At 56.6% G+C, this 18725-nt stretch carries 19 protein-coding genes; 11 read left to right on the top strand and 8 right to left on the bottom strand.

The window, feature by feature from the left end; genetic code table 11:
- Nucleotides 1-22 precede the first annotated feature (22 nt).
- From LAO21_01355 to LAO21_01335, 5 genes are all read right to left on the bottom strand, one after another.
- Nucleotides 23-1351: a 4-hydroxybutyrate CoA-transferase gene (locus tag LAO21_01355; protein MBZ5551337.1), complete on the bottom strand. Its 1329-nt coding sequence runs from the start codon at nt 1349-1351 to the stop codon at nt 23-25.
- Between the two features lie 63 nt (nt 1352-1414).
- Nucleotides 1415-2548, bottom strand: a complete 1134-nt coding sequence (locus LAO21_01350) for an alanine dehydrogenase (GenBank protein MBZ5551336.1) — start codon at nt 2546-2548, stop codon at nt 1415-1417.
- A 147-nt stretch (nt 2549-2695) separates the two neighbouring features.
- Nucleotides 2696-3235 carry a universal stress protein gene (locus LAO21_01345; protein ID MBZ5551335.1) on the bottom strand — a complete coding sequence of 180 codons (540 nt, stop codon included), beginning with the start codon at nt 3233-3235 and terminating at the stop codon, nt 2696-2698.
- A gap of 3 nt (nt 3236-3238) precedes the next feature.
- Entirely contained in the window at nt 3239-3745 is a 507-nt protein-coding gene (locus tag LAO21_01340) for a MerR family transcriptional regulator (GenBank protein MBZ5551334.1), read from the bottom strand.
- Between the two features lie 318 nt (nt 3746-4063).
- The gene (locus tag LAO21_01335) at nt 4064-5326 is read right to left on the bottom strand and encodes a sigma 54-interacting transcriptional regulator (protein ID MBZ5551333.1); all 1263 of its coding nucleotides are present in this window, start codon (nt 5324-5326) and stop codon (nt 4064-4066) included.
- A 655-nt stretch (nt 5327-5981) separates the two neighbouring features.
- Here LAO21_01335 and LAO21_01330 point away from each other — a divergent pair.
- Together LAO21_01330 and LAO21_01325 are read left to right on the top strand one after the other, a co-directional pair.
- Nucleotides 5982-6275 (top strand): Dabb family protein, encoded by a 294-nt coding sequence (locus tag LAO21_01330; GenBank protein MBZ5551332.1) that lies wholly within the window; start codon nt 5982-5984, stop codon nt 6273-6275.
- A gap of 49 nt (nt 6276-6324) precedes the next feature.
- Nucleotides 6325-6789, top strand: coding sequence for a cytochrome c (locus LAO21_01325; GenBank protein ID MBZ5551331.1), 465 nt, complete (start codon nt 6325-6327; stop codon nt 6787-6789).
- Between the two features lie 143 nt (nt 6790-6932).
- Here LAO21_01325 and LAO21_01320 read toward each other — a convergent pair whose 3' ends face one another.
- Nucleotides 6933-7667, bottom strand: coding sequence for a ZIP family metal transporter (locus LAO21_01320; protein MBZ5551330.1), 735 nt, complete (start codon nt 7665-7667; stop codon nt 6933-6935).
- 54 nt (nt 7668-7721) lie between these two features.
- A complete protein-coding gene (gene ychF / locus LAO21_01315) occupies nt 7722-8816 on the bottom strand; it encodes a redox-regulated ATPase YchF (protein ID MBZ5551329.1) in 1095 nt (364 codons plus the stop codon).
- Between the two features lie 665 nt (nt 8817-9481).
- Here ychF and LAO21_01310 point away from each other — a divergent pair.
- From LAO21_01310 to LAO21_01290, 5 genes are all read left to right on the top strand, one after another.
- Nucleotides 9482-9808: a hypothetical protein gene (locus tag LAO21_01310; protein MBZ5551328.1), complete on the top strand. Its 327-nt coding sequence runs from the start codon at nt 9482-9484 to the stop codon at nt 9806-9808.
- A gap of 173 nt (nt 9809-9981) precedes the next feature.
- Complete coding sequence (locus LAO21_01305) at nt 9982-10173, top strand: hypothetical protein (GenBank protein ID MBZ5551327.1); 192 nt, start codon at nt 9982-9984, stop codon at nt 10171-10173.
- Between the two features lie 701 nt (nt 10174-10874).
- Complete coding sequence (locus LAO21_01300) at nt 10875-11672, top strand: TPM domain-containing protein (GenBank protein ID MBZ5551326.1); 798 nt, start codon at nt 10875-10877, stop codon at nt 11670-11672.
- Between the two features lie 105 nt (nt 11673-11777).
- Complete coding sequence (locus LAO21_01295; GenBank protein MBZ5551325.1) at nt 11778-12497, top strand: nucleotidyltransferase domain-containing protein; 720 nt, start codon at nt 11778-11780, stop codon at nt 12495-12497.
- Between the two features lie 30 nt (nt 12498-12527).
- Nucleotides 12528-13115 carry a LemA family protein gene (locus LAO21_01290; GenBank protein MBZ5551324.1) on the top strand — a complete coding sequence of 196 codons (588 nt, stop codon included), beginning with the start codon at nt 12528-12530 and terminating at the stop codon, nt 13113-13115.
- 35 nt (nt 13116-13150) lie between these two features.
- Here LAO21_01290 and LAO21_01285 read toward each other — a convergent pair whose 3' ends face one another.
- Complete coding sequence (locus LAO21_01285) at nt 13151-14263, bottom strand: hypothetical protein (protein ID MBZ5551323.1); 1113 nt, start codon at nt 14261-14263, stop codon at nt 13151-13153.
- Between the two features lie 489 nt (nt 14264-14752).
- Between LAO21_01285 and LAO21_01280 the strand changes: the two genes are divergently transcribed.
- The 4 genes from LAO21_01280 (at nt 14753) to LAO21_01265 (ending at nt 18698) form a co-directional block, all read left to right on the top strand.
- Entirely contained in the window at nt 14753-15193 is a 441-nt protein-coding gene (locus LAO21_01280; protein ID MBZ5551322.1) for a division/cell wall cluster transcriptional repressor MraZ, read from the top strand.
- A complete protein-coding gene (gene rsmH / locus LAO21_01275; protein MBZ5551321.1) occupies nt 15194-16105 on the top strand; it encodes a 16S rRNA (cytosine(1402)-N(4))-methyltransferase RsmH in 912 nt (303 codons plus the stop codon). It abuts the gene before it with no gap.
- Between the two features lie 16 nt (nt 16106-16121).
- A complete protein-coding gene (locus LAO21_01270) occupies nt 16122-16541 on the top strand; it encodes a cell division protein FtsL (GenBank protein ID MBZ5551320.1) in 420 nt (139 codons plus the stop codon).
- A 66-nt stretch (nt 16542-16607) separates the two neighbouring features.
- Nucleotides 16608-18698, top strand: a complete 2091-nt coding sequence (locus LAO21_01265) for a stage V sporulation protein D (GenBank protein MBZ5551319.1) — start codon at nt 16608-16610, stop codon at nt 18696-18698.
- The last annotated feature ends 27 nt before the right edge of the window (nt 18699-18725 follow it).

Raw genomic sequence — 18725 nt, 5'->3', positions numbered from 1 at the left:
GTCGCAGGAAGCCGCGGCCCGATCAGGAGATCTCGGCGGGCACCCGCACCTGCAGGGGCAACCATTTTTGAGTGAAGGCGAACTCCATCAAATCATCACGGAACCGGGGATCGGCGATGTCGATCAGCGCCAGGCAACGCTGCCGGATGGTCTTTCCGTGAAGGGAAGCGACCCCGAATTCGGTGACCACGTAGTGCACATCCCCGCGGGAGGTCACCACCCCCGCGCCAGGGTCCAGCCGGGGAACGATTCGCGAGACGGCGCCGTCTTTTGCCGTCGCCGGGAGAGCGATGATCGGCTTGCCCCCTTTGGATCGCGCGGCCCCGCGAATGAAGTCCACCTGTCCCCCAATGCCGCTGTAAATCGAATGACCGATCGAGTCGGCACTGACCTGTCCCGTCAGATCCACCTGGATGGCCGAGTTAATGGCCACCATCTTCTCGTTCTGCGCGATGATGAAAGGATCATTCACGTACTTGGTCGGGTGGAATTCGAAAAGCGGATTGTTGTCCACGAAATCGAAGACGCGCTTGGTTCCCAGCAGGAATCCCGCAATAATCTTGCCGGGATGCAGCGTCTTCCGCTCGCTGTTGACCACGCCCATCTCCACCAGCTCGGCCACGCCGTCGGAGAACATTTCGCTGTGAAGGCCCAGGTCCTTCTTCGTTCGAAGAAAGGAAAGCACCGCATCCGGTATCCCGCCGATGCCGAGCTGCAGCGTCGAGCCGTCCTCGACCAGACTTGCCGCATGCCGGCCGATGGCGCAGTGGAGTTCGCTCGTTTCAACCCGCTTGATTTCCAGCACGGGACGCGAACATTCCACAATGCGGTCAATCTTGTGCACATGAATGAACGAATCCCCCAGCGTGCGCGGCATCTGGTCATTCACATGGGCGATGACCGTTTTCGCGACCTGGCAGGCGGTGAGGGTGGTGTCGACACCCACGCCGAAACTGCAGAATCCGTGTTCATCCGGCGGAGAGACCTGAATCAGGGCCACATCGATGGGAAGCGCTCCGCTCAGGAAAAGGTCCTCGATCTCGCTCAGGAAAATCGGCGTGTAATCGGCGCGCCCTTCATTGACGGCCTTGCGGACATTTCCTCCCACAAACATGGCGTTGTGGCGGAAATGCCCTTCCATCTCCGGCTTGATGTAGTCGGCATTGCCCATGGTCAGCAAATGGACGACTTCCACGTTTTGCAGGCTGGGCGCACGCGCGATCAGGGCCTCGACCAGAACCTCCGGCTCGGCACACCCGGGATGGATGTAGACCCGGTCGTTCGATTTCACGACATCGAGGGCCTGCTCAGCACTCATCAACTTCTGCTTATAATTGCTGATCCAGATCATCACAGTCTCACGTCGATCCTTTATGAAGGTTATATACACATTGTGGATTCCTCGTCGCCCTCCTTAGGACCAGATATAAGCGGAGGTGAGGGTGTCGAGGGGTTCGTATTTGACATCAAAGATCTCGGCGATTTGTTCGCGCGTACAGTGACCCCGATAAGTAAACACGCCTCGAGCCAGGTCGAGGTGCTTGCGGACCGCCTCTTCCGTGCCGAGGGCGGCAATCTCGCGCACATACGGCAGGCTGGCGTTGGAGAGCGCGATCGAGGCCGTGCGGGCGATGTTCGCGGTCAGGTTCGGACAGCAGTAATGAATCACATCCTTGTGAACGAAGGTCGGCTGCGCCAGCGTCGTCGGGCGGCTGGTTTCAATGCTCCCACCCTGGTCGATGGACACGTCAATAATGACGCTGCCCGGTTTCATGGTTTCAACCATCTTCTGAGTGACTACGTGGGGGGTCTTCCCGCCGTGAATCAGGACCGCGCCAATCAGAACATCCGCGTGACGCACCGCGCGCTCGATATTGTAGGTATCGGCGACCGCGGTGACGACGCGATTTCCCAGCCGTGACATTAATCGGCGAAGCTTGTTGACATCCGAATCGAGGACCATCACATGGGCGCCGTTCGCGACGGCGGTCTGGGCCGCCCAGGTCCCGACTTGACCCGCCCCCAGGATCACCACCGAGGCCGGAGGAATTCCCGGGGCCCCGCCGAGCAGCACGCCCCGCCCGTTGTTGTGGGATTCCAGCAGATGAGCGGAGATAAACACCGACATCTGGCCCGCTATTTCGCTGATCGGGAGCAGGACGGGCAGCTGACCGTCCAGGGTCTCAATGACCTCGTAGCCGATGGCCGTGATCTCTTTCTTCAAGAGCTCTTCAAAGAGCGGCCTTCCCGCCACGGCGAGATGGAAAAACGCCAGGACGGTTTTGTCCCGCCGCATCGACTGCAGTTCATCCAGCGTCGGAGCGGAGACCTTCAGGAGCAGCTCCGTCCGGGTCAATACTTCGTCGTGCGAGAAGGCGATCTTCGCCCCCGCATTGACATACTCTTCATCATTGAAATGACTTCCTTCCCCCGCCCCGCGTTCAAAGTAAACCGAGTGGCCTTCTTCAATTAGCGCCCGGACATTGGAAGGAATCAGAGCGACACGCCGCTCCACCTGGGTCGGCTCTTTAACAAATCCGATGATCATGGTGCTTCTCCCGTCGATGTCAAAATCAATTTTCCTTCAGACCTGCATCCCGCTCTCGTCTCCCCTTTGGGGAAGAACGACCCTACTGTTGTAACTTTTTTCACATGAACTCAAAAGGTATTAACTTTCCGGCCGGCCTCCTCCACGCTATTCAGCGGCTTTCGGCTTGGAAAACTCGAATTCAGGATACTTGATGGAAAGCACCGGACACGGGGCCAGCGAAACTACACGCTCTGTCGTCGAACCCGTGAGGGTATGGTCAAGCCCTGTCCGGCCGCGCGTGGACATCACAATGAGGTCAACCCCCAGGGCCTGCGCCTTCCGGACAATCTCCTGGTAAGGGACCCCCTTCTCCAGGATTTCCTCGACCCGGATCTGGGCTTTGACATCAGCCGGAACCACCTTCTGCAGACTCTCCTTGGCGCAATGTTTCAAATAAGCGATGTAGTCCGCGTCCATCCCGTGGTACACCTCGGGCGGATAATTCTGCGCCAGCAGGACATTCACATGGAGGACATAGAGGGTGGCATTGAAATGCGTCGCCAACGAGATCGCATACTTGAGGGCATAATTGGCGTAATTTGAAAAGTCCGTCGGGAACAGGATCTTCTGGATCAGGAAGCCTGACATCGGGTTCTTTGGAGTGGGAGCGTCCAATACGACCTCGGGAGAAATCTTCTTTAGCATTTGTTAGGCGCCTCGTTCCAGAAAAACAGACATCATTAAGGGCGCGTGACCATGACGCTCAATGGCTGCGCAGTCACTACAGGATTCCGCTTCCAGCAGAGGTTTTCCTTCGCATCGGGCACATTCACGGAGAATGTCGACCATCCCGGCCAGTTCATCCTTGACCTCCGTCAATTCCCGGATCCTGCCGTTGACGGCTCCCAATTTGGACTCCAGCAACTTCGTAAGCACGGCAACCTGTTCTTTTTTCTCGCGCGCGGGCGCGTTCCTCTTGACGGTGAAGATCTCCTTAATTTCGTCCAGGGAGAGCGGGAGTGACTTCAGATAGTTAATGACTTCCAGTTTTTTGACATCATCCCCTGAGTACAGCCGATGCCCCCCTTTGCTATGGGAAGCGGGAGCGATCAGCCCGATCTCCTCGTAATATCGAAGGGTTCTCAAAGAGACATGCGCATTTCTGGCCAGGGCCCCGATCTTGATCAAATTGTTGGTAGGTGCCACACTTGCCATATTTGGTTCCTTTCTTCTCGGCTGCTCGCATTTCTAGTAGCGAATACCGCCTCGCCTGGGCTTGGGTCAAACCTGCACCATATTCATGCCTCTGGACTCGCTCGGGGATAGAGAGTTCGCCTTGTCTCTCCCTAACCTGTTATTGGGCAATTGATTTTCCAAACGAGGGCATGAACCGGCGGTTGGAAGAAAAGCGGGAAATCGTTTAGTTACAGCGAGGTGAAGACCTCTTGAAACACGCGGTGGAAAGGTCTGATTGGGATTTTTGTTGCATGCAACGCAAATGTTGCGGGTTTTTGTTGCAGTTTTTTGTGAAAATTAAGGTGCAGAGATATTAAATTTCTTCATCTTACGCCACAAGGTGACGCGGTCGATTCCGAGCTCCCGACTGGCCTTTGCCTTGTTCCAGCCTGCCTGTTGCAATGCGGCGATGAGCTTCTCACGTTCGTCCATCGCCCCCTGCTGGGAGACTTGAAAGTGCTTCGAGCCCAGGCAGATCTCAATAGGCAGAGAGACCGGTTCAATGGATCGGCCGTGGGTCTTCACAAAGGCATGCTCCACGGCATTCTCGAGCTGGCGGATATTCCCGGGCCAGTCAAAGTCCATCATGATATTGAGCGCCTCTTTGGTAATTCCCGCGATGTTCTTTCCCGTCTCTTCGTTGAATTGGGAGATAAAATGATCGAGGAGCAACGGGATGTCTTCCTTTCGTTCGCGCAGCGGCGGGATCGAAACCGGAATGACATTGAGCCGGTAAAACAGATCTTCCCGGAACTTGAACTCGTCCACCAACTGTCGCAGGTTCCGGTTGGTGGCGGCAATGATGCGGACATCCACCGTGATGACCTTGGAATCCCCGACCCTCTCCACTTCACGCTCCTGCAAAATCCGCAAAAGCTTCAACTGGATGTTCGGCGAGATGTCCCCGATTTCATCGAGAAAAATAGATCCCTGCTGCGCGAGTTCGAAACGCCCGATCTTGTCCCGGTAGGCGCCTGTGAAGGCCCCCTTCACATGGCCGAAGAGCTCACTCTCAAGCAGGGTTTCCGCCAGGGCGGAACAGTTGACTTTTACAAAGGGAAACTGAGAACGGCGGCTCTGATGATGGATGGCGCGGGCAATCAGTTCCTTGCCGGTTCCACTCTCTCCGAGAACTAATACCGTGGCGTCGGATTCCCCCACATCTTCAATGAGGGCAAACGTCTCCTGCATGCGGTGACTCTTCCCGATGATGCTGTGGAATTGATATCGCCCGATGAGCTCCTTCTTCAGGGTCATCAGCTCGCTGATATCGCGGAAGGTGACCACGATCCCCGCAATGCGGTCGCCGGTGTCGCGAAGGATGGCTGTGCTCACACGAGCGATGCGAATCTCCCCATTCTTGCGCTCCAGGCGAACCTCGGTGTCCTTTTCGGGGATTTGATTCTGCACCGTCGTAAACATGCCACACGAAGGATCGCACGCGGTGCAACGAAAGATATGGCGGCAGGTCTGCCCAATGGCTTCCTCAGCCGAGTAACCGGTAATCTCCTCAGCTGCCCGATTGAATCGGGTGATCCTGAAGTCGGCGTCGTAGGTCATCACACCGTCGCTGATATTGTTGAGGATCGCCCCCAGCGTGTCGGCATGGTCCCAATACTCGCGGGATTGAACAATCAACCCTTCGCTGATTTGAATTAATTCGCTTTCGCTCAATGGCTCGTCGCCTGTCCCCTGCTGAGTCCCCAATTGGACCGAATTCCGACTAATCGTGTTCACATTATACCACAGGATGCAACACTTGATTGCAGACCTCTGCCTGATAAGGTGATAAATGATACAATATAAATGGTTATTTCATCCAATATAGATATCATGAGTCATTGACAAGTGTTGCACCTTTGAGGCTAGACTCTGCATTGGATCACGACCGTCTAGGGGATCGTTCGATGGGCATTGGCAATTACCGCTGTTTCAGGCCCCGTGAATAGAGAAATGTGCTTGCGATGCTATAAAGAGGCATGTTAGCTTGCGTCTCGTTCTTACTTTTCACCCTGTTGCAGCACTGTACGACCGGGCACTGGGAACCGCCAAACCGATGAAGCAAAGTAACCCCGGAGCGTCAAGGTGTGGCTCGTACCCCGAACTCAAGGTGAATTTCTTACATGCAACTTCTCCAGTGATTTCGTGATTTCGACCGTTGGGAGTTGGCCAGACATGGGAAACGGGAAGGCCGACCAAGAGCGAGGTTATCGTCATGTTACGCCACATCGTATTTTTCAAGTATAAGACAGAGACCCCTCCGGAGCGGCGACAGAACTTCCTGCACATGCTTCGAGCCCTCCCTGAGCGAGTCCCCGGAATCGCCTCCGCGGAAGTGGGGGAAGACGTAATGCACATGCAACGATCGTTTGATGTCGCCATCGTCTTCACCTTCGCCGATCGAGCGGCTTTGGAGGTTTACTCTGCGCATCCCGAACATGTCACCCTGGTGGAGGAATCACGACGCATTAACGAGAAGGTTTGCTCCGTTGACTTTGAAGTCAAATGAAGGCTTGTCTCGACATGCCATTTAATTGTCTTTCCGGAGATGAGATCAGATGAGAAAGGGTCGGTGGATAGGAATTTTCCTCCTTGCAGGATTCAGCATTGTGTTCCTGGGGTTCTCCTCCTTTGGCCATCGGGGTGAGAGTGTTCGAGAAGGTTCAGATCAGAAGGCGGCAGGGGAGCGGAGTGCGGGAAATCCGGTCAAGCCGACCCCTAAATCCATCGATGCCGGGAAAAGGGCGTTTCAGGACAAGTGTGAGATATGCCACGGAGAGAAGGCGGATGGCAGCGGTGAGATGGCAACCATGTTGCATCCCAAGCCCGCCAATTTGACCGATCCAAGCAAGGTGGGAAGACTCACCGACAAGGAAGTGTTTGATTTCATCACGCGGGGCAAGGATGCGATGCCCAAGTTCGACGATCTGCCCGAGGAGGTTCGCTGGAATTTGGTGAACTTCATACGCTCCGTGGAATCAAAGACCACGGGAGCGCGCAACGACTCCGGGAAGAAGGATTGAGCTTAAGCCTTGAGAGCAAGGATTTCAGGGGGAATGACGACGCTTGGGGATTTTTGATTGCGGATTTCGGAATGCGGATTTGGGATTGGGATTTGACTTCCTGCGACAATTCGTTCGGGATTCTTCTAAACTCTATTCTTCACCTAGAGCCCGCCCTCTAAGAGCCACTTCGTAAACGAGAAAAATATCACTCCTGCAAAGACCACCAGGGCCATTCGAAACCCCGGTTCCTTGTTCACCTCGGGCATGAGGTCGGAAGCCGCCACATACAAAGCCACTCCCGCCGTGACCGGCAATCCGTAATTCACCCAATGCCGGGTCAGCGTCATCAAGAGCACCCCCAGCAGGGTTGACAGGCCCAGCGAGATCGCCGCGATCATTGCAAACCGCTTGCTTCTGCCGGAGGAGAGCATGACGGAGGCCACGGTAAATCCTTCGGGAATCTTGTGCAGCAGCACGGCGACGAAGATCAACAGCCCCAGCGGTCGCGAGATGAGGAACCCCGAGGCGATCGACACGCCGTCGAAAAAGGTGTGGATGATCAGTCCGAACAGGGAAGAGAGGCCGACGGCCGGCTTCATGACCTCGTGCGAGTGAATTTCCTCTCCGAAGTGAAAATGGGGAGTGATGGTGTGTTCGAAGAAATGGACCATGAGATAACCGCCGAGGATCAGGAGGGCGGCGTGCGGACGCATCCGGTTGATGCTTTCAGGGATCATCTCCAAGGTGGCAACCGCCAGCATGTACCCGGATCCGAGCGCTATGAAATATTTCAGGAAACCCCGGTGCCATTCGCGCTGGACAATGAGAAAGCCGCCGAAGACATTGGCCAGGGCGGCGACCAGTCCGTAAGCGAAGATGCTGAAAGTGAGTTCCATGGTGGTCAGAAGGTATGGTGCAGCGACAGGCCGTTCGAAAGAGAGGGACCGGCCTCAACCGCTGTGGCGAAAATGGACGATGTCGCCGTCGAGGACGACGTGCTCTTTCCCTTCGAGTCTTAAGAGCCCCTTCTCCCGCGCTGCGGGAAGGCTGCCGCACGCCATGAGATCCTCATAGCTGACGACCTCGGCCCGGATGAAATTCTTCTGGATGTCGGAGTGGATGACGCCGGCCGCTTCCAGGGCGGTCGAGTTGCGCGGGATCGTCCAGGCACGACACTCGTCCTCACCCACGGTGAAAAAGGAAATCAAATCCAAAAGCTGGTAGGTGGCGTGAATGATGCGTTCCAGCCCCGACTCTTTCAGGCCGAAATCCGCCAGAAAAACCTGTTGATCCTCAGGGGAGAGCTCAATTAACTCCGATTCGATCTTTCCACAGACCGCCGTGACCGCCGTGTTGGGCTGGTGGGCGATCGTCTCCAGGCCAAACCGGGAGGGCGCCGCATCGATCACGCCGCTGTCGTTGTCGCCCAGGTTGATGCAATGCAGGATGGGTTTGGCGGAAAGAAACATGAAGCCGCGCAGGCGTCTCTTCTCTTCCGCGGGGAAGTCAAGATGGCGCAGCGGCGTCCCGGCTTCGAGGGTCGTCTTGCAGCGCCGCAGGATGTCCTGTTCGCGTTCCAGCTCCGGATTCTTGAGTTTCTTCAGATCTTTTTCCAGGCGCTCGCATCGCTTTTCCACGATCCCGAGGTCGGCCAGCACCAGTTCCAGTTCCAGATTCTCGATATCGCGCTTCGGATCGATCGAACCCTCAGAGAAGGAGACACCGGGGTCGTCGAAGCCACGAACCACGTGCAGCAGGGCTTCGACATTGCGCAGGTCCACCAGGAACGCGGCCTCTTTTTCCTTTTTCTGGTCCCCCTTCACAATCCCGGCGACGTCCACATATTCCACGGTCGCGAAAATGGTTCGCTTGGGCTGGTATTTCTGGGACAGTTTCTCGAGGCGTGAGTCCGCGACCGTCGCGATTCCTAGATGCGCTTCCGCGCGGCCCCCGGAAAACTTGGACGTCTCGACCCGGGCGTGCGTGAGGATCTTGAACAAAGTGGTCTTGCCCACCTGGGAAAAGCCAATAATGCCGGTTTTCAACTTAGGACTCCGTAGGATCAGGGCTGGAAAAGCGGAAGCATCTTAGCACAATTCGAAGCGCTGATGAATCAGGCTGCTGCCCGATTCTCCATTTCAACATTCCTGCCAAGCCCTGTTTGACTTGAGATTCCAAAAGCACCCCGATTTATCGGGGTGTTAAGCGTATTTCCACCTCGCCCTTGAACCGATTCATCGGTTCCTATTCATGAAGCCGTTGAAACGGCTGTGATTCGATTTTGGTGGCGCATTGCCACCCCGATGAATCGGGGTGCTGTAGGGATCCACTCTCGAAGCAACCTGATTTAAGGGGGTGCTCACCAATCTCGTCACTACTCGTTGGTGTCAGGCACCGACATTCGAAAATTGAGGGTTGCACCGGAGCGGGGGATGGTTCTCGAGATGATTTCTTCATCTCGCTTCCTGGGCAAAGCGGCTATAATGGGGATGTGGTTCGTGAAGTAAGCGGTTCGAGTGGTCCAACCTTCCCCTGCATTCAAGTCTATATGGCGAGGCCGTGGCGCGTTCAGGGGGAAGGACATTGGTATCACGTCCCTTCCCGCGAGGAGAATGTCGGTGCGTGAATGGAAATTTGAAAGTCACCATGGACCCATATGAACCGACATCTATTCAGAATGATTGTCGGTGCCTGACCCGAATTCTTCAAGATGGACAAGCAGGAATGTGCCATGATCGCGCGATTAGGGCTCGGATTGGATTGGAATTCACTTCTTGAGCATCACGGCACAGCCGTGCGAGTGGTAATTCTGGCGGGAATCTTTGCGTCCGGATTCTTTGACGCTGCGTTTTTTAAGAAAAAAGACTGGGCTTGCGCAACATGGTTCATTGGTCTAGCCGCGCTTACCGCTTGGATTGCCTATTCGTGGACGACAGCTGCTTTCCTGGCTGGGGCGGTAGTATTTGCATCAGGTTTGATTCTGTTGATCGTCTACTACCGGAGAGGGAAGACCGATGCGAGAAAGCAAACAAGATGAAAGTTTGGAATCGTTGGTGCCAGGCACCGACATTGCTGATAGATCAGGCCGCTTCGGAATTGTCCAATGTCCCAGTCTGACCCCCGATCCACCCGATCCTTCATTGAGCGGACATCACTCGCACGGTGCAGTTTGTCTGTGGGCTTTGGTATCAAAGTTTGCGTGGGACTCGAATGAGAAAAGATAGCGTCGAGTTGCTGAAATATGGTTTTATAACCACCGGGTTGATTGCGGGGTGGTTTGGATTGGCGTCCCTCAGTCATAGCATTCTGGTGCAGTTACTACTCGCGTCGATCGGTCTCGTCGTGAACGTGCTTTACTGGCGTTGGTTGCTAAGGAGAAAGCTGCGACCCCCAAAATCCTGACGTTGTTCCTGCAAAGAACGCGACGAATTTTTTCTAAAAGCACCCCGATTTATCGGGGTGTTAAGATCATTCCCACCTCGCCATTGAACCGATTCATCGGTTTCTTTTCATGAAGCCGTTGAAACGGCTGCGATTCGATCTGGGTGGGGTTTTGCCACCCCGATGAATCGGGGTGCTGTAGGGATCGACTCACGAAGCAACCTGAATTAGCTGGGTATTCACCAATCTCCTCACACCTTGTAGGTGCCCCGCAACGACATTCCCACTGTAATTCACACATGCGTCAAGTACATTGAGGAGACCGATCTTTGCTGTGGGGCAGGCGTCCTCGCCTGCCACACATGTGTAGCACTCGGTCATAATGAGGCGGGCGGGGACGCCTGCCTAACAGTGTGTAGCACCTTGCTACAAGGAGGCAGGCGAGGACGCCTGCCCCACGTGAGCGGCCCGCGATTGTTACTAATCTTGTTAATCTTGTTAATCCTGTTTCAAGCCTTCCCAGATCGTCCCCGCGCCGAAAAACGAAACCAGTTTTGACGGATTACGTACTTTGTGGTACGAAGGAACTTCATCCAGGAGGCCATTTGGTTTCATTTCTGAAGTTGTGCTCCCATTCATTTCGAACCCAACCGCCAGGCCGGATTCACAGGGGTGGCCATGCCGGAAGCACAGCTCGGGTTGAATTCGCGCCGAGCGAAGACATGAAATGGATCTTGAGGTTGTCGATTTTATTGCTGCTTGCGGGCGCTCTTCTTGTCCCTGTCATACAGCACGCCGCGCAAATTCCGCTCAAGCCCCAGGGATATGTCAGTGATTTTGCCAACATGCTGAGTCCGACGGCGCGGCAGCAGATCGAACAGCTGGCGGTACAACTCGAGCGGGAACAGCGGACTGAACTCGCGGTCGTGACAGTCCCCTCGATCGGCGACCGCGCCGTCCAGGACTATGCCACCGATCTTTTTGCGCAGTGGGGAATTGGAAAGAAGGGCACGGACAACGGCCTCCTGTTGCTGATCGCCAAGAACGATCGACAAATGTGGATCGAGGTGGGATACGGCCTCGAAGACAAAGTTCCCGATGCCACCGCCTCTGAAATCTACCGCATCATTCGCGACCGGTTCCGGCAGGGAGATTACGATGGCGGCGTGATTACGGGCGTGCAGATGTTGTCCTCGGCGGTCGGTGGGACTTTAAAGGTCCCACCTCGCCGCTCGGGATCGCGTCGCAGCCGGGGAGGGGGCTCGGGGGTAGGGATCTGGGTCCTTTTTGGGATTTTCATTTTGTTCGGGTTGCTCAAATCGATTGGTCGCGCCGCCATGGGACGACCGGCGGTTCGCAGCGGATCCTCTATTCCGTGGTGGCTGATTTTCTTGATCGGCAGCGGTCGAGGCGGCGGAGGGAGCTCCTGGGGCGGAGGCGGATTTTCAGGCGGTGGCGGTGGTTTTGGCGGGTTCGGTGGAGGGATGAGCGGCGGCGGGGGCGCGGGCGGAGGCTGGTAATGATCCTACGGAACCGGCTGACATCGTTTTCCTTGCAGGGTTAAGCGCGTCAGATTCCCTTGAGGACCACAGCAGCGCAGTGAATCGTGAATCGAGGAGCAAAAGATGGAGACGTACCAGGAAAGCTTGGACAAGCTGGTGGCGGGACTTCAGGCGGCATTCGGTGACGAACTGGAATCGGTCATCCTGTACGGGTCAGCCGCTTCCAACGAGTATCATGCGAAGCACTCGGACCTGAATGTCCTCATTGTGGTCAAGAATTCCACCTTTCATAAAGTGGGCCGGGCGGGCGAGATTGCCCGGTGGTGGAACCGGACCGGCAATCCGCCTCCGTTGTTCTTCACCGCCCACGAACTCGCAGAATCGGCCGATGTATTTCCGATCGAGTTCAGTGACATGAAGGACGCCCACCGTGTTCTTTTTGGGCAGGACCCCTTGAAGGAGATCGAAATTGATCACACCCATCAGCGCCTGGAATGTGAACACGAGTTGCGCGGAAAGCTCTTGAATCTTCGCAGCCGCTACGTGCTGGTGAAAGGAGATCGGCGGGAATCCCTGCATCTGCTGTCCCAATCGATTTCGTCGTTCGCCGTTCTTTTCCGTCACGCCTTGCACCTGGTGGGGCACCCGACATCGATTCGGAAGGATGAAATCTTTAAATTGTCGGCCGAGGAATTCAAGTTCGAGGCGACCCCCTTCCTCAAGATTCTGGACTTTCGAAGGGGAGATGTGGAACTCAAGGATCCGGACGTGGATCCCTTGTTCGAGAAGTACTTCGAGGCGATCGGGAAAGTCATCGAGCGCGTCGATGCGCTCGCGTCCTAGCTTCGACAAACACCGGTTTGGAGGATTCTTATGGGAAGAAAATTCTTGATTGGTTTGCTGGTGGTCGTGTTGTTCGTGGGGCTGGTGGGAATCATCCTGGTAGGGCAGTACATCACGGTGCGCAACAGCCTGGTTCAAAAGCGCGAGGACGTGCGACAAAAGTGGTCCCAGGTGGAAAATGTCATGCAGCGTCGCGCCGACTTGATTCCCAACCTGGTGGCCACGGTGAAGGGCTATGCCACCCATGAGCAGAAAGTATTCGATGATATTGCCGCGGCCCGCGCGGCTTTGGGAGGCGCGCGATCGCCGCAGGAAGCCATTGCCGCCAACGGCCGGTTGGACACGGCGCTGAGCCGGCTGCTGGTGGTGGTCGAGAACTATCCGAACCTGAAGGCGGATCAACAGTTCTTGAGTCTCCAGGCCCAGTTGGAAGGAACCGAGAACCGCATCGCCCAGGAGCGGCGCCGGTACAACGAGGCGATCCAGGATTACAACACCTACTTGCAGGTTTTCCCTCACAACATTTTCGCTTCGATGAGCGGCTTCACTTACAACAACGACTACTTCAAGGCGAGTGAAGGCGCGAAGGAAGTTCCCAAGGTCGACTTCAGCAAGTAGGCAAGTGGAACGGATGAGGAGTTCGGGGTAGATCTTTAATTCGACTCTGAGGCAGGAGCAGGGGCCTTCTTCTTCATGAAGAAGATGGTTCTAAAAAAATTTTTGACCTTTTGGCCGAACGTCTTTCGACCTGCTGACTTTGGCAAGTTCTCGGCAGAAACCGCCATGGTGGCCGACACGACCGGCGCATTCTCGGCCGGGGCCTTTGCTCCGGCGCCCTCCGGGGCGCTTGGAGTGTTTTGAGCAGGAGGCGGGCTTGCGGGAGTGGGCGATGCACCGGGCGGGCTCACCCGAGGCTCATGAGGATCAGTACGCTCGGCCCGGGGGGGATTGATATTGGCGGGCGGAGGATCTCTCTGCACCGTGACGGGGGCCGACGCTGGAGGCGGCTTCTGCGGCGTGGGAACGGCTTGAATGGGTGGCGGTGCTGCGGCAGGTTCCGGGCTCGGCGCCCCGGGGTTGGCTTGGCCCGACGTGAGGGGCGTGACAGCAGCGCCTAGAGGAACCGATTTCGTACAACCACAATCCAGGTCTTTCGAAATCCGGGCCGTGAGGGCCTGACCCGACTGCAATTGCACCGAGGAACCGGCCGGAAGATCCAGGGACTGACCGTTGAGCAGATCGAATATCTTCACGCTCCCCGCAAAATTCTGAACACACAATCCTCCCCGCGAGTCGACGCTTACGACGCCTTGTTTCTTTCCCGCCGCGATGGGTTTCCATTCCACGGCGAGGTCGGGAGTCAAGACCCGATCCGTCGTCGAGGACGAAAGATCAAGACTGATGGTTCCGGAGTTCATGGCGTAGAGCATCGTGTTCTTCGATCTCATCAAGGAGAGCGAAGTCCGTCCGCAGAAGCCTGCCACCCCGCCGGAATCCTCCATTTGCAGCAGAGCGATACCGGCCTGCATGGTGATCTTGGTTCCACTGAAAACGAGTGGACTCGGATCTTCGAGATCTTCTTTGCCAGAAGTCCAGGTCGCACGCCCTTCGATGGACACCGGGTCACTGCTCAACAGCCGGCCGATGGCCGGCGGCGGACTGCCCGCCTGCGCCGTAAGCACGGCACACCACGCGACCAGCATCATCCACCCGACGGCAGACCGCATCCATTCCACGGGACGCCTGCCTGATCCTGGATTTTTCATGCTCCTTCCGGAATGAGAGGGATCTGAAGACAGGCGTCGACTCCCCGCGCCTGCGAGCGCAGCGATCGTGAGAGAAAAAGTTTTCATCCGCGTGGTAGAAGTTTGAAGGATAAATCCGCCTTTGTTCGTGCATCGCGAATCTATCAAATCTCCCCGCACAGTTCAAGCACGCGTTCCCGAAGGATCAAACACGAGGATCCTGGGGGCGGCGCCTTCCCAAGCGCTTCATGCCGCTTTATGGTCCCAGAACCGCAAATTGTGGGATGGGCCGGCACTCACCATGCAACGGCTGGTGTGAAAAGGGCCCTTCCAGACATTTCCAAGGACATTTTTCCGGCACAAGTTACAGATTTCCCTTGACATTAAGGGCAGAGGGACCTATATTTTGGTGGTCAAAAGTGGGAGAAAGTAGTCTTTTTTAGCCAAGTATTGTTGTTTAAAGCCTTTCCTGCTCGAATTTAATCCTCTAATTGATTTTTGGAAATCCCCATGCTCCGCGGCAACTATCTGGCGACTGTCGACGAAAAAGGGCGGCTGAAAATTCCGACGGTCTTCCGCAACGCCCTCCTGGAAGATTACACCAATGAATTCTACGTGACCAGTCCGAACGGAGACTCGGTCCGCATTTACCCCATGGCGGAGTGGGTCAAGATTGAAGAGAAGCTGGCGCGTCTCTCCACGTTTCATCGCACGAAAAAGAAATTCTTGAATCGCACCAATTATTTCGGGCAGGGGGTGGAGATGGACAACCAGGGCCGCGTCCTCATTCCCGCCCCCCTGCGTGAGGCAGCGCAGATGAAGGGGGATGTGGCGGTGCTGGGGCAGTTGCTTTACCTCGACGTGTGGAACAACGACCGCTTCATGAATGATATCAAGAGCAATCCGTTGACGGAAGAGGATGAGAAGATCCTCGAAGAGCTTGGAATTTAGATGGTGGATGAAGCCCCTCATCATCCCGTCCTGGTGGAAGAGGTTTTGCAGTATGTACACTGGCGAGAAGGCGGAACCTACATTGATGCGACCCTGGGTGCGGGAGGTCATGCCGAAGCCCTCCTCCAGCTTGATCCCCGCGCCCGTGTTTTCGGATTCGACGTCGACGCGGCCGCTCTCGATCTTGCCTGCCGGCGACTGAAGGTGTTCGGGGAACGGTTTCAAGCAGTCCACTCCAACTTTACTGAAATGGGCACATATCTAAAAGGTCAGGGAACAGGATTTGTCGACGGGATCCTCGCCGATCTCGGGATGTCGTCCATGCAGCTGGACCAGGCGGAGCGTGGCTTCAGTTTTCTGATCGAAGGTCCCCTGGATATGCGAATGGACGCACGGCAGGCGTTGCGGGCGGAGGACGTCGTCAACCATTTCTCGGAAACGGTCCTGGCAGATCTGATTTATCGGTACGGGGAAGAGCGGTATTCCCGGCGCATTGCCCGCGCCATTGTCTCCCATCGCCCCCTCTCGAGTACCACCCAGCTGGCGGAAGTGGTGGCGCGTTGCTTTGGGGGCGGCCGGCGGCAGCGGATTCATCCGGCCACCCGGACGTTTCAAGCGTTGCGCATTGCGGTCAACGAGGAGCTCAGCGCCCTGTCTCGCTTTCTGAACGAAATCCCCGCACTGCTGCCTCCCGGGGGCCGCACTGTCATCATCAGCTTCCACTCCCTCGAGGATCGGCCGGTCAAGCAGGCGTTCCGGGAGTGGCACAAACAGGGTTGGGCGCGGATTCTGACCCCGCATGTGGTGACCTCCTCGGAGACCGAGAAAAGAATCAATCCGCGCAGCCGGAGCGCCAAGTTGCGGGCTGCCGAGAGAAGCAGCCAGGCTTTAGATTCAGCGGTTGAAAAATAATTCTCAGGAGCTTTTCATGAACGACGTTTTTTACCTCAAACCTGTAGACAACTCACGAATCCGGAAACCGATCGATTTAAGGATGAGCCTGGAGCTGGGATCCTGGCTGCTGGTGGCTTCGGTGGTAGTCATCGCACTTCTGGTTCAGGCCTGGGAGCGCGTGGAAATCCGCCAGTTCGGCTATCGCATCGAGCAGGTGCGTTCCGAAACGGATTCGATTCAGCAGGAGAACCATCTCCTCCTGGTGGAGCGGGCGGCTCTTCGGAGTCCGCGACGGATTGACAGCCTGGCGCGGGGCAACCTGGGAATGACATTTCCGCTGCAGCAACAAGCGATTGTCCTGGATGCCACTCATACCCTCGGCGATCAGCCCGTCATGGCGCAGGTCCATTCCGCGGGGGCGACAATCCCCCCCAAACCTCGCGGGGTGGAATGAGGGCAGGACCCTTTTCAATGGTTAAGCCTTTCCTCGAACGACTCTTGAGATCCGTGAGTGCTCTTCATGCCCTCTCAGTTCAAAAAACTCGCACAGACCAGAATACTGATCCTCGGAATCGTGGCCCTGTTATGGTCCTTTGTGATTCTCGTGCGCTTGTTCGACCTGCAGGTGGTGCGGCATGGAGAGATGATGGACAAGGCCCTCCGGCAACAACAGCACATCGTCAACATCGTTCCCCATCGGGGTGTAATTTACGACCGCCAGCACCGTGAGCTGGCGATCAGCGTCGACGTCGACTCGCTGGCCGCATGGGGCAGCCAGATCAAAGACCCCAAGTCAGTGGCGCACAGCCTCGCCCGCCTCCTCCATATGGAGACCAGTGAAATTGAATCGAAACTCAATTCGACCCGGGGCTTTGTGTGGATCAAACGGAAGCTTGAGAAACCGGAGGCGGACGCCGTTCGGGCCCTCAACCTCAAAGGCCTGGAATTCATCAAGGAGAGCAAGCGGTTTTATCCGAAAAGGGAACTCGCGGCCCAGGTCCTGGGCTACGTGGGGGTCGACAATGAGGGGTTGGGTGGGATTGAGCATTACTATGACAGCAAGATCAAGGGGGCGCCCGGTCACTTCTTTGTGCTGGTCGACGCCCGGCGCCAACGTTACGGCCGCAAGGAGAGCAGCCGGTCCCCGGGCGATGACACGATCCTCACTATTGACGAGAACATCCAGTACATCACCCAGAAGGCACTGGATGCAGCCATGGAGGCGACCCACTCCGAAGGGGGCACCGCGATCGTCATGAATCCCCGGACCGGGGAAATCCTCTCCCTGGCAAATTCTCCCGACTTCAATCCTAACAGCTACAAGGCCACGAATCCCGATACCTGGAAAAACCGTGCCGTGCAATCCATTTACGAGCCCGGCTCCACATTCAAGATTATTACCGTGGCTGCCGCCCTGGAAGAAGGACTGACGACGCCGGAAGAGGTGATCGACTGTCAGATGGGGGCCATCGTTCTGGCAGGCCATACGATCCACGATCATGAGCGGCTGGGAGCGCTGACCGTCAGCCAGGTCATCGAGAAATCCAGCGATGTGGGCGCCATCAAGCTGGGGCTGCGCCTGGGTGACCAGCGGCTCTACAAATTCATCCGTGCCTTCGGGTTTGGTTCGCCCACCGGCGTCGATGTCCCCGGCGAAGCCCGGGGCATTGCGCGCGATCCGAATCAATGGTCGAAGATTTCGGTGGGCGCCATTTCGATGGGGCAGGAAGTGGGGGTCACCCCGTTGCAGGTCTTACGCGCGGTATCGACAATCGCCAACGACGGGGTGGCAGTGCGGCCTTATCTTGCGAAATCGATCGTCGATTCCAGCGGAAACCTGGTGTTCGCGAATACACCCCTGTACGAGCAGGTCATCAGCGCACGCACGGCGGTGATGATGAAGAAGATGCTGGAGGGTGTCGTGCTGGAGGGGACAGGTCGAAAAGCCAAACTGGAGGGCTATACCGCTGCCGGGAAGACAGGAACAGCCCAGAAGACCGATCCCCAGACGGGCCGCTATTACCACAACAAGTACGTGGCCTCCTTCGCCGGATTTACCCCGGTGAATAACCCTGAACTGGCGATTATTGTGGTGCTGGATTCGCCGGAAGGGTATCTCCACCAGGGGGGCCAGGTCGCGGCGCCCGTGTGGAAAGAAATCGCCGAGCAGACCTTGAGGTACCTGAATATCCCCCCCGAGTTGCCCCTGATGAATGTTGCCAGAAAGACCGCGCCCGCGGTGGCCAGCGCGGAAATTATGGATTTTGAGCCCAACGAGGTTTCTGAGACCGCCGAGGTCCAGGCCACCCCGGCGCCTGTCGTGCCGTCAAACTACTCAGTCCGGCCCGTTGCGGATTCCGGGAATACGGGGGAGACCCGGGTCGAGGAAGAGCAATCGTTCCGAGCCGGGGTGAACACCATTCCCGTCCCCAGCCTCCTGGGCAAGTCGTTGCGTGAAGCGGCGGTTGATTGTCAGCAAGTGGGGTTGGAACTGGGCGTGGTGGGATCGGGGTTTGTCATCAAGCAGCATCCCCTGGCGGGAGCACTGGTCCCGCCCCACTCCCGGGTGGTCGCCAAATTTGCCCGGAAACCGGAAAAAGGCGCCCTGTGAACCTTGGCCGGTCCCCTGGCCTTTTCG

This window comes from Terriglobia bacterium, assembly GCA_020073085.1.
Lineage (GTDB): Bacteria > Acidobacteriota > Terriglobia > JAIQFV01 > JAIQFV01 > JAIQFV01.
This window is presented reverse-complemented; position numbering and strand designations above follow the sequence as displayed.

Excerpts from the sequence above, each read along its gene's own strand:
- LAO21_01355 (MBZ5551337.1), bottom strand. The coding sequence starts at position 1,351 with ATGATCTGGATCAGCAATTATAAGCAGAAGTTGATGAGTGCTGAGCAG.
- LAO21_01350 (MBZ5551336.1), bottom strand. The coding sequence starts at position 2,548 with ATGATCATCGGATTTGTTAAAGAGCCGACCCAGGTGGAGCGGCGTGTC.
- LAO21_01345 (MBZ5551335.1), bottom strand. The coding sequence starts at position 3,235 with ATGCTAAAGAAGATTTCTCCCGAGGTCGTATTGGACGCTCCCACTCCA.
- LAO21_01340 (MBZ5551334.1), bottom strand. The coding sequence starts at position 3,745 with ATGGCAAGTGTGGCACCTACCAACAATTTGATCAAGATCGGGGCCCTG.
- LAO21_01335 (MBZ5551333.1), bottom strand. The coding sequence starts at position 5,326 with ATGACCTACGACGCCGACTTCAGGATCACCCGATTCAATCGGGCAGCT.
- LAO21_01330 (MBZ5551332.1), top strand. The coding sequence starts at position 5,982 with ATGTTACGCCACATCGTATTTTTCAAGTATAAGACAGAGACCCCTCCG.
- LAO21_01325 (MBZ5551331.1), top strand. The coding sequence starts at position 6,325 with ATGAGAAAGGGTCGGTGGATAGGAATTTTCCTCCTTGCAGGATTCAGC.
- LAO21_01320 (MBZ5551330.1), bottom strand. The coding sequence starts at position 7,667 with ATGGAACTCACTTTCAGCATCTTCGCTTACGGACTGGTCGCCGCCCTG.
- LAO21_01310 (MBZ5551328.1), top strand. The coding sequence starts at position 9,482 with ATGGACAAGCAGGAATGTGCCATGATCGCGCGATTAGGGCTCGGATTG.
- LAO21_01305 (MBZ5551327.1), top strand. The coding sequence starts at position 9,982 with ATGAGAAAAGATAGCGTCGAGTTGCTGAAATATGGTTTTATAACCACC.
- LAO21_01300 (MBZ5551326.1), top strand. The coding sequence starts at position 10,875 with ATGAAATGGATCTTGAGGTTGTCGATTTTATTGCTGCTTGCGGGCGCT.
- LAO21_01295 (MBZ5551325.1), top strand. The coding sequence starts at position 11,778 with ATGGAGACGTACCAGGAAAGCTTGGACAAGCTGGTGGCGGGACTTCAG.
- LAO21_01290 (MBZ5551324.1), top strand. The coding sequence starts at position 12,528 with ATGGGAAGAAAATTCTTGATTGGTTTGCTGGTGGTCGTGTTGTTCGTG.
- LAO21_01285 (MBZ5551323.1), bottom strand. The coding sequence starts at position 14,263 with ATGAAAAATCCAGGATCAGGCAGGCGTCCCGTGGAATGGATGCGGTCT.
- LAO21_01280 (MBZ5551322.1), top strand. The coding sequence starts at position 14,753 with ATGCTCCGCGGCAACTATCTGGCGACTGTCGACGAAAAAGGGCGGCTG.
- rsmH (MBZ5551321.1), top strand. The coding sequence starts at position 15,194 with ATGGTGGATGAAGCCCCTCATCATCCCGTCCTGGTGGAAGAGGTTTTG.
- LAO21_01270 (MBZ5551320.1), top strand. The coding sequence starts at position 16,122 with ATGAACGACGTTTTTTACCTCAAACCTGTAGACAACTCACGAATCCGG.
- LAO21_01265 (MBZ5551319.1), top strand. The coding sequence starts at position 16,608 with ATGCCCTCTCAGTTCAAAAAACTCGCACAGACCAGAATACTGATCCTC.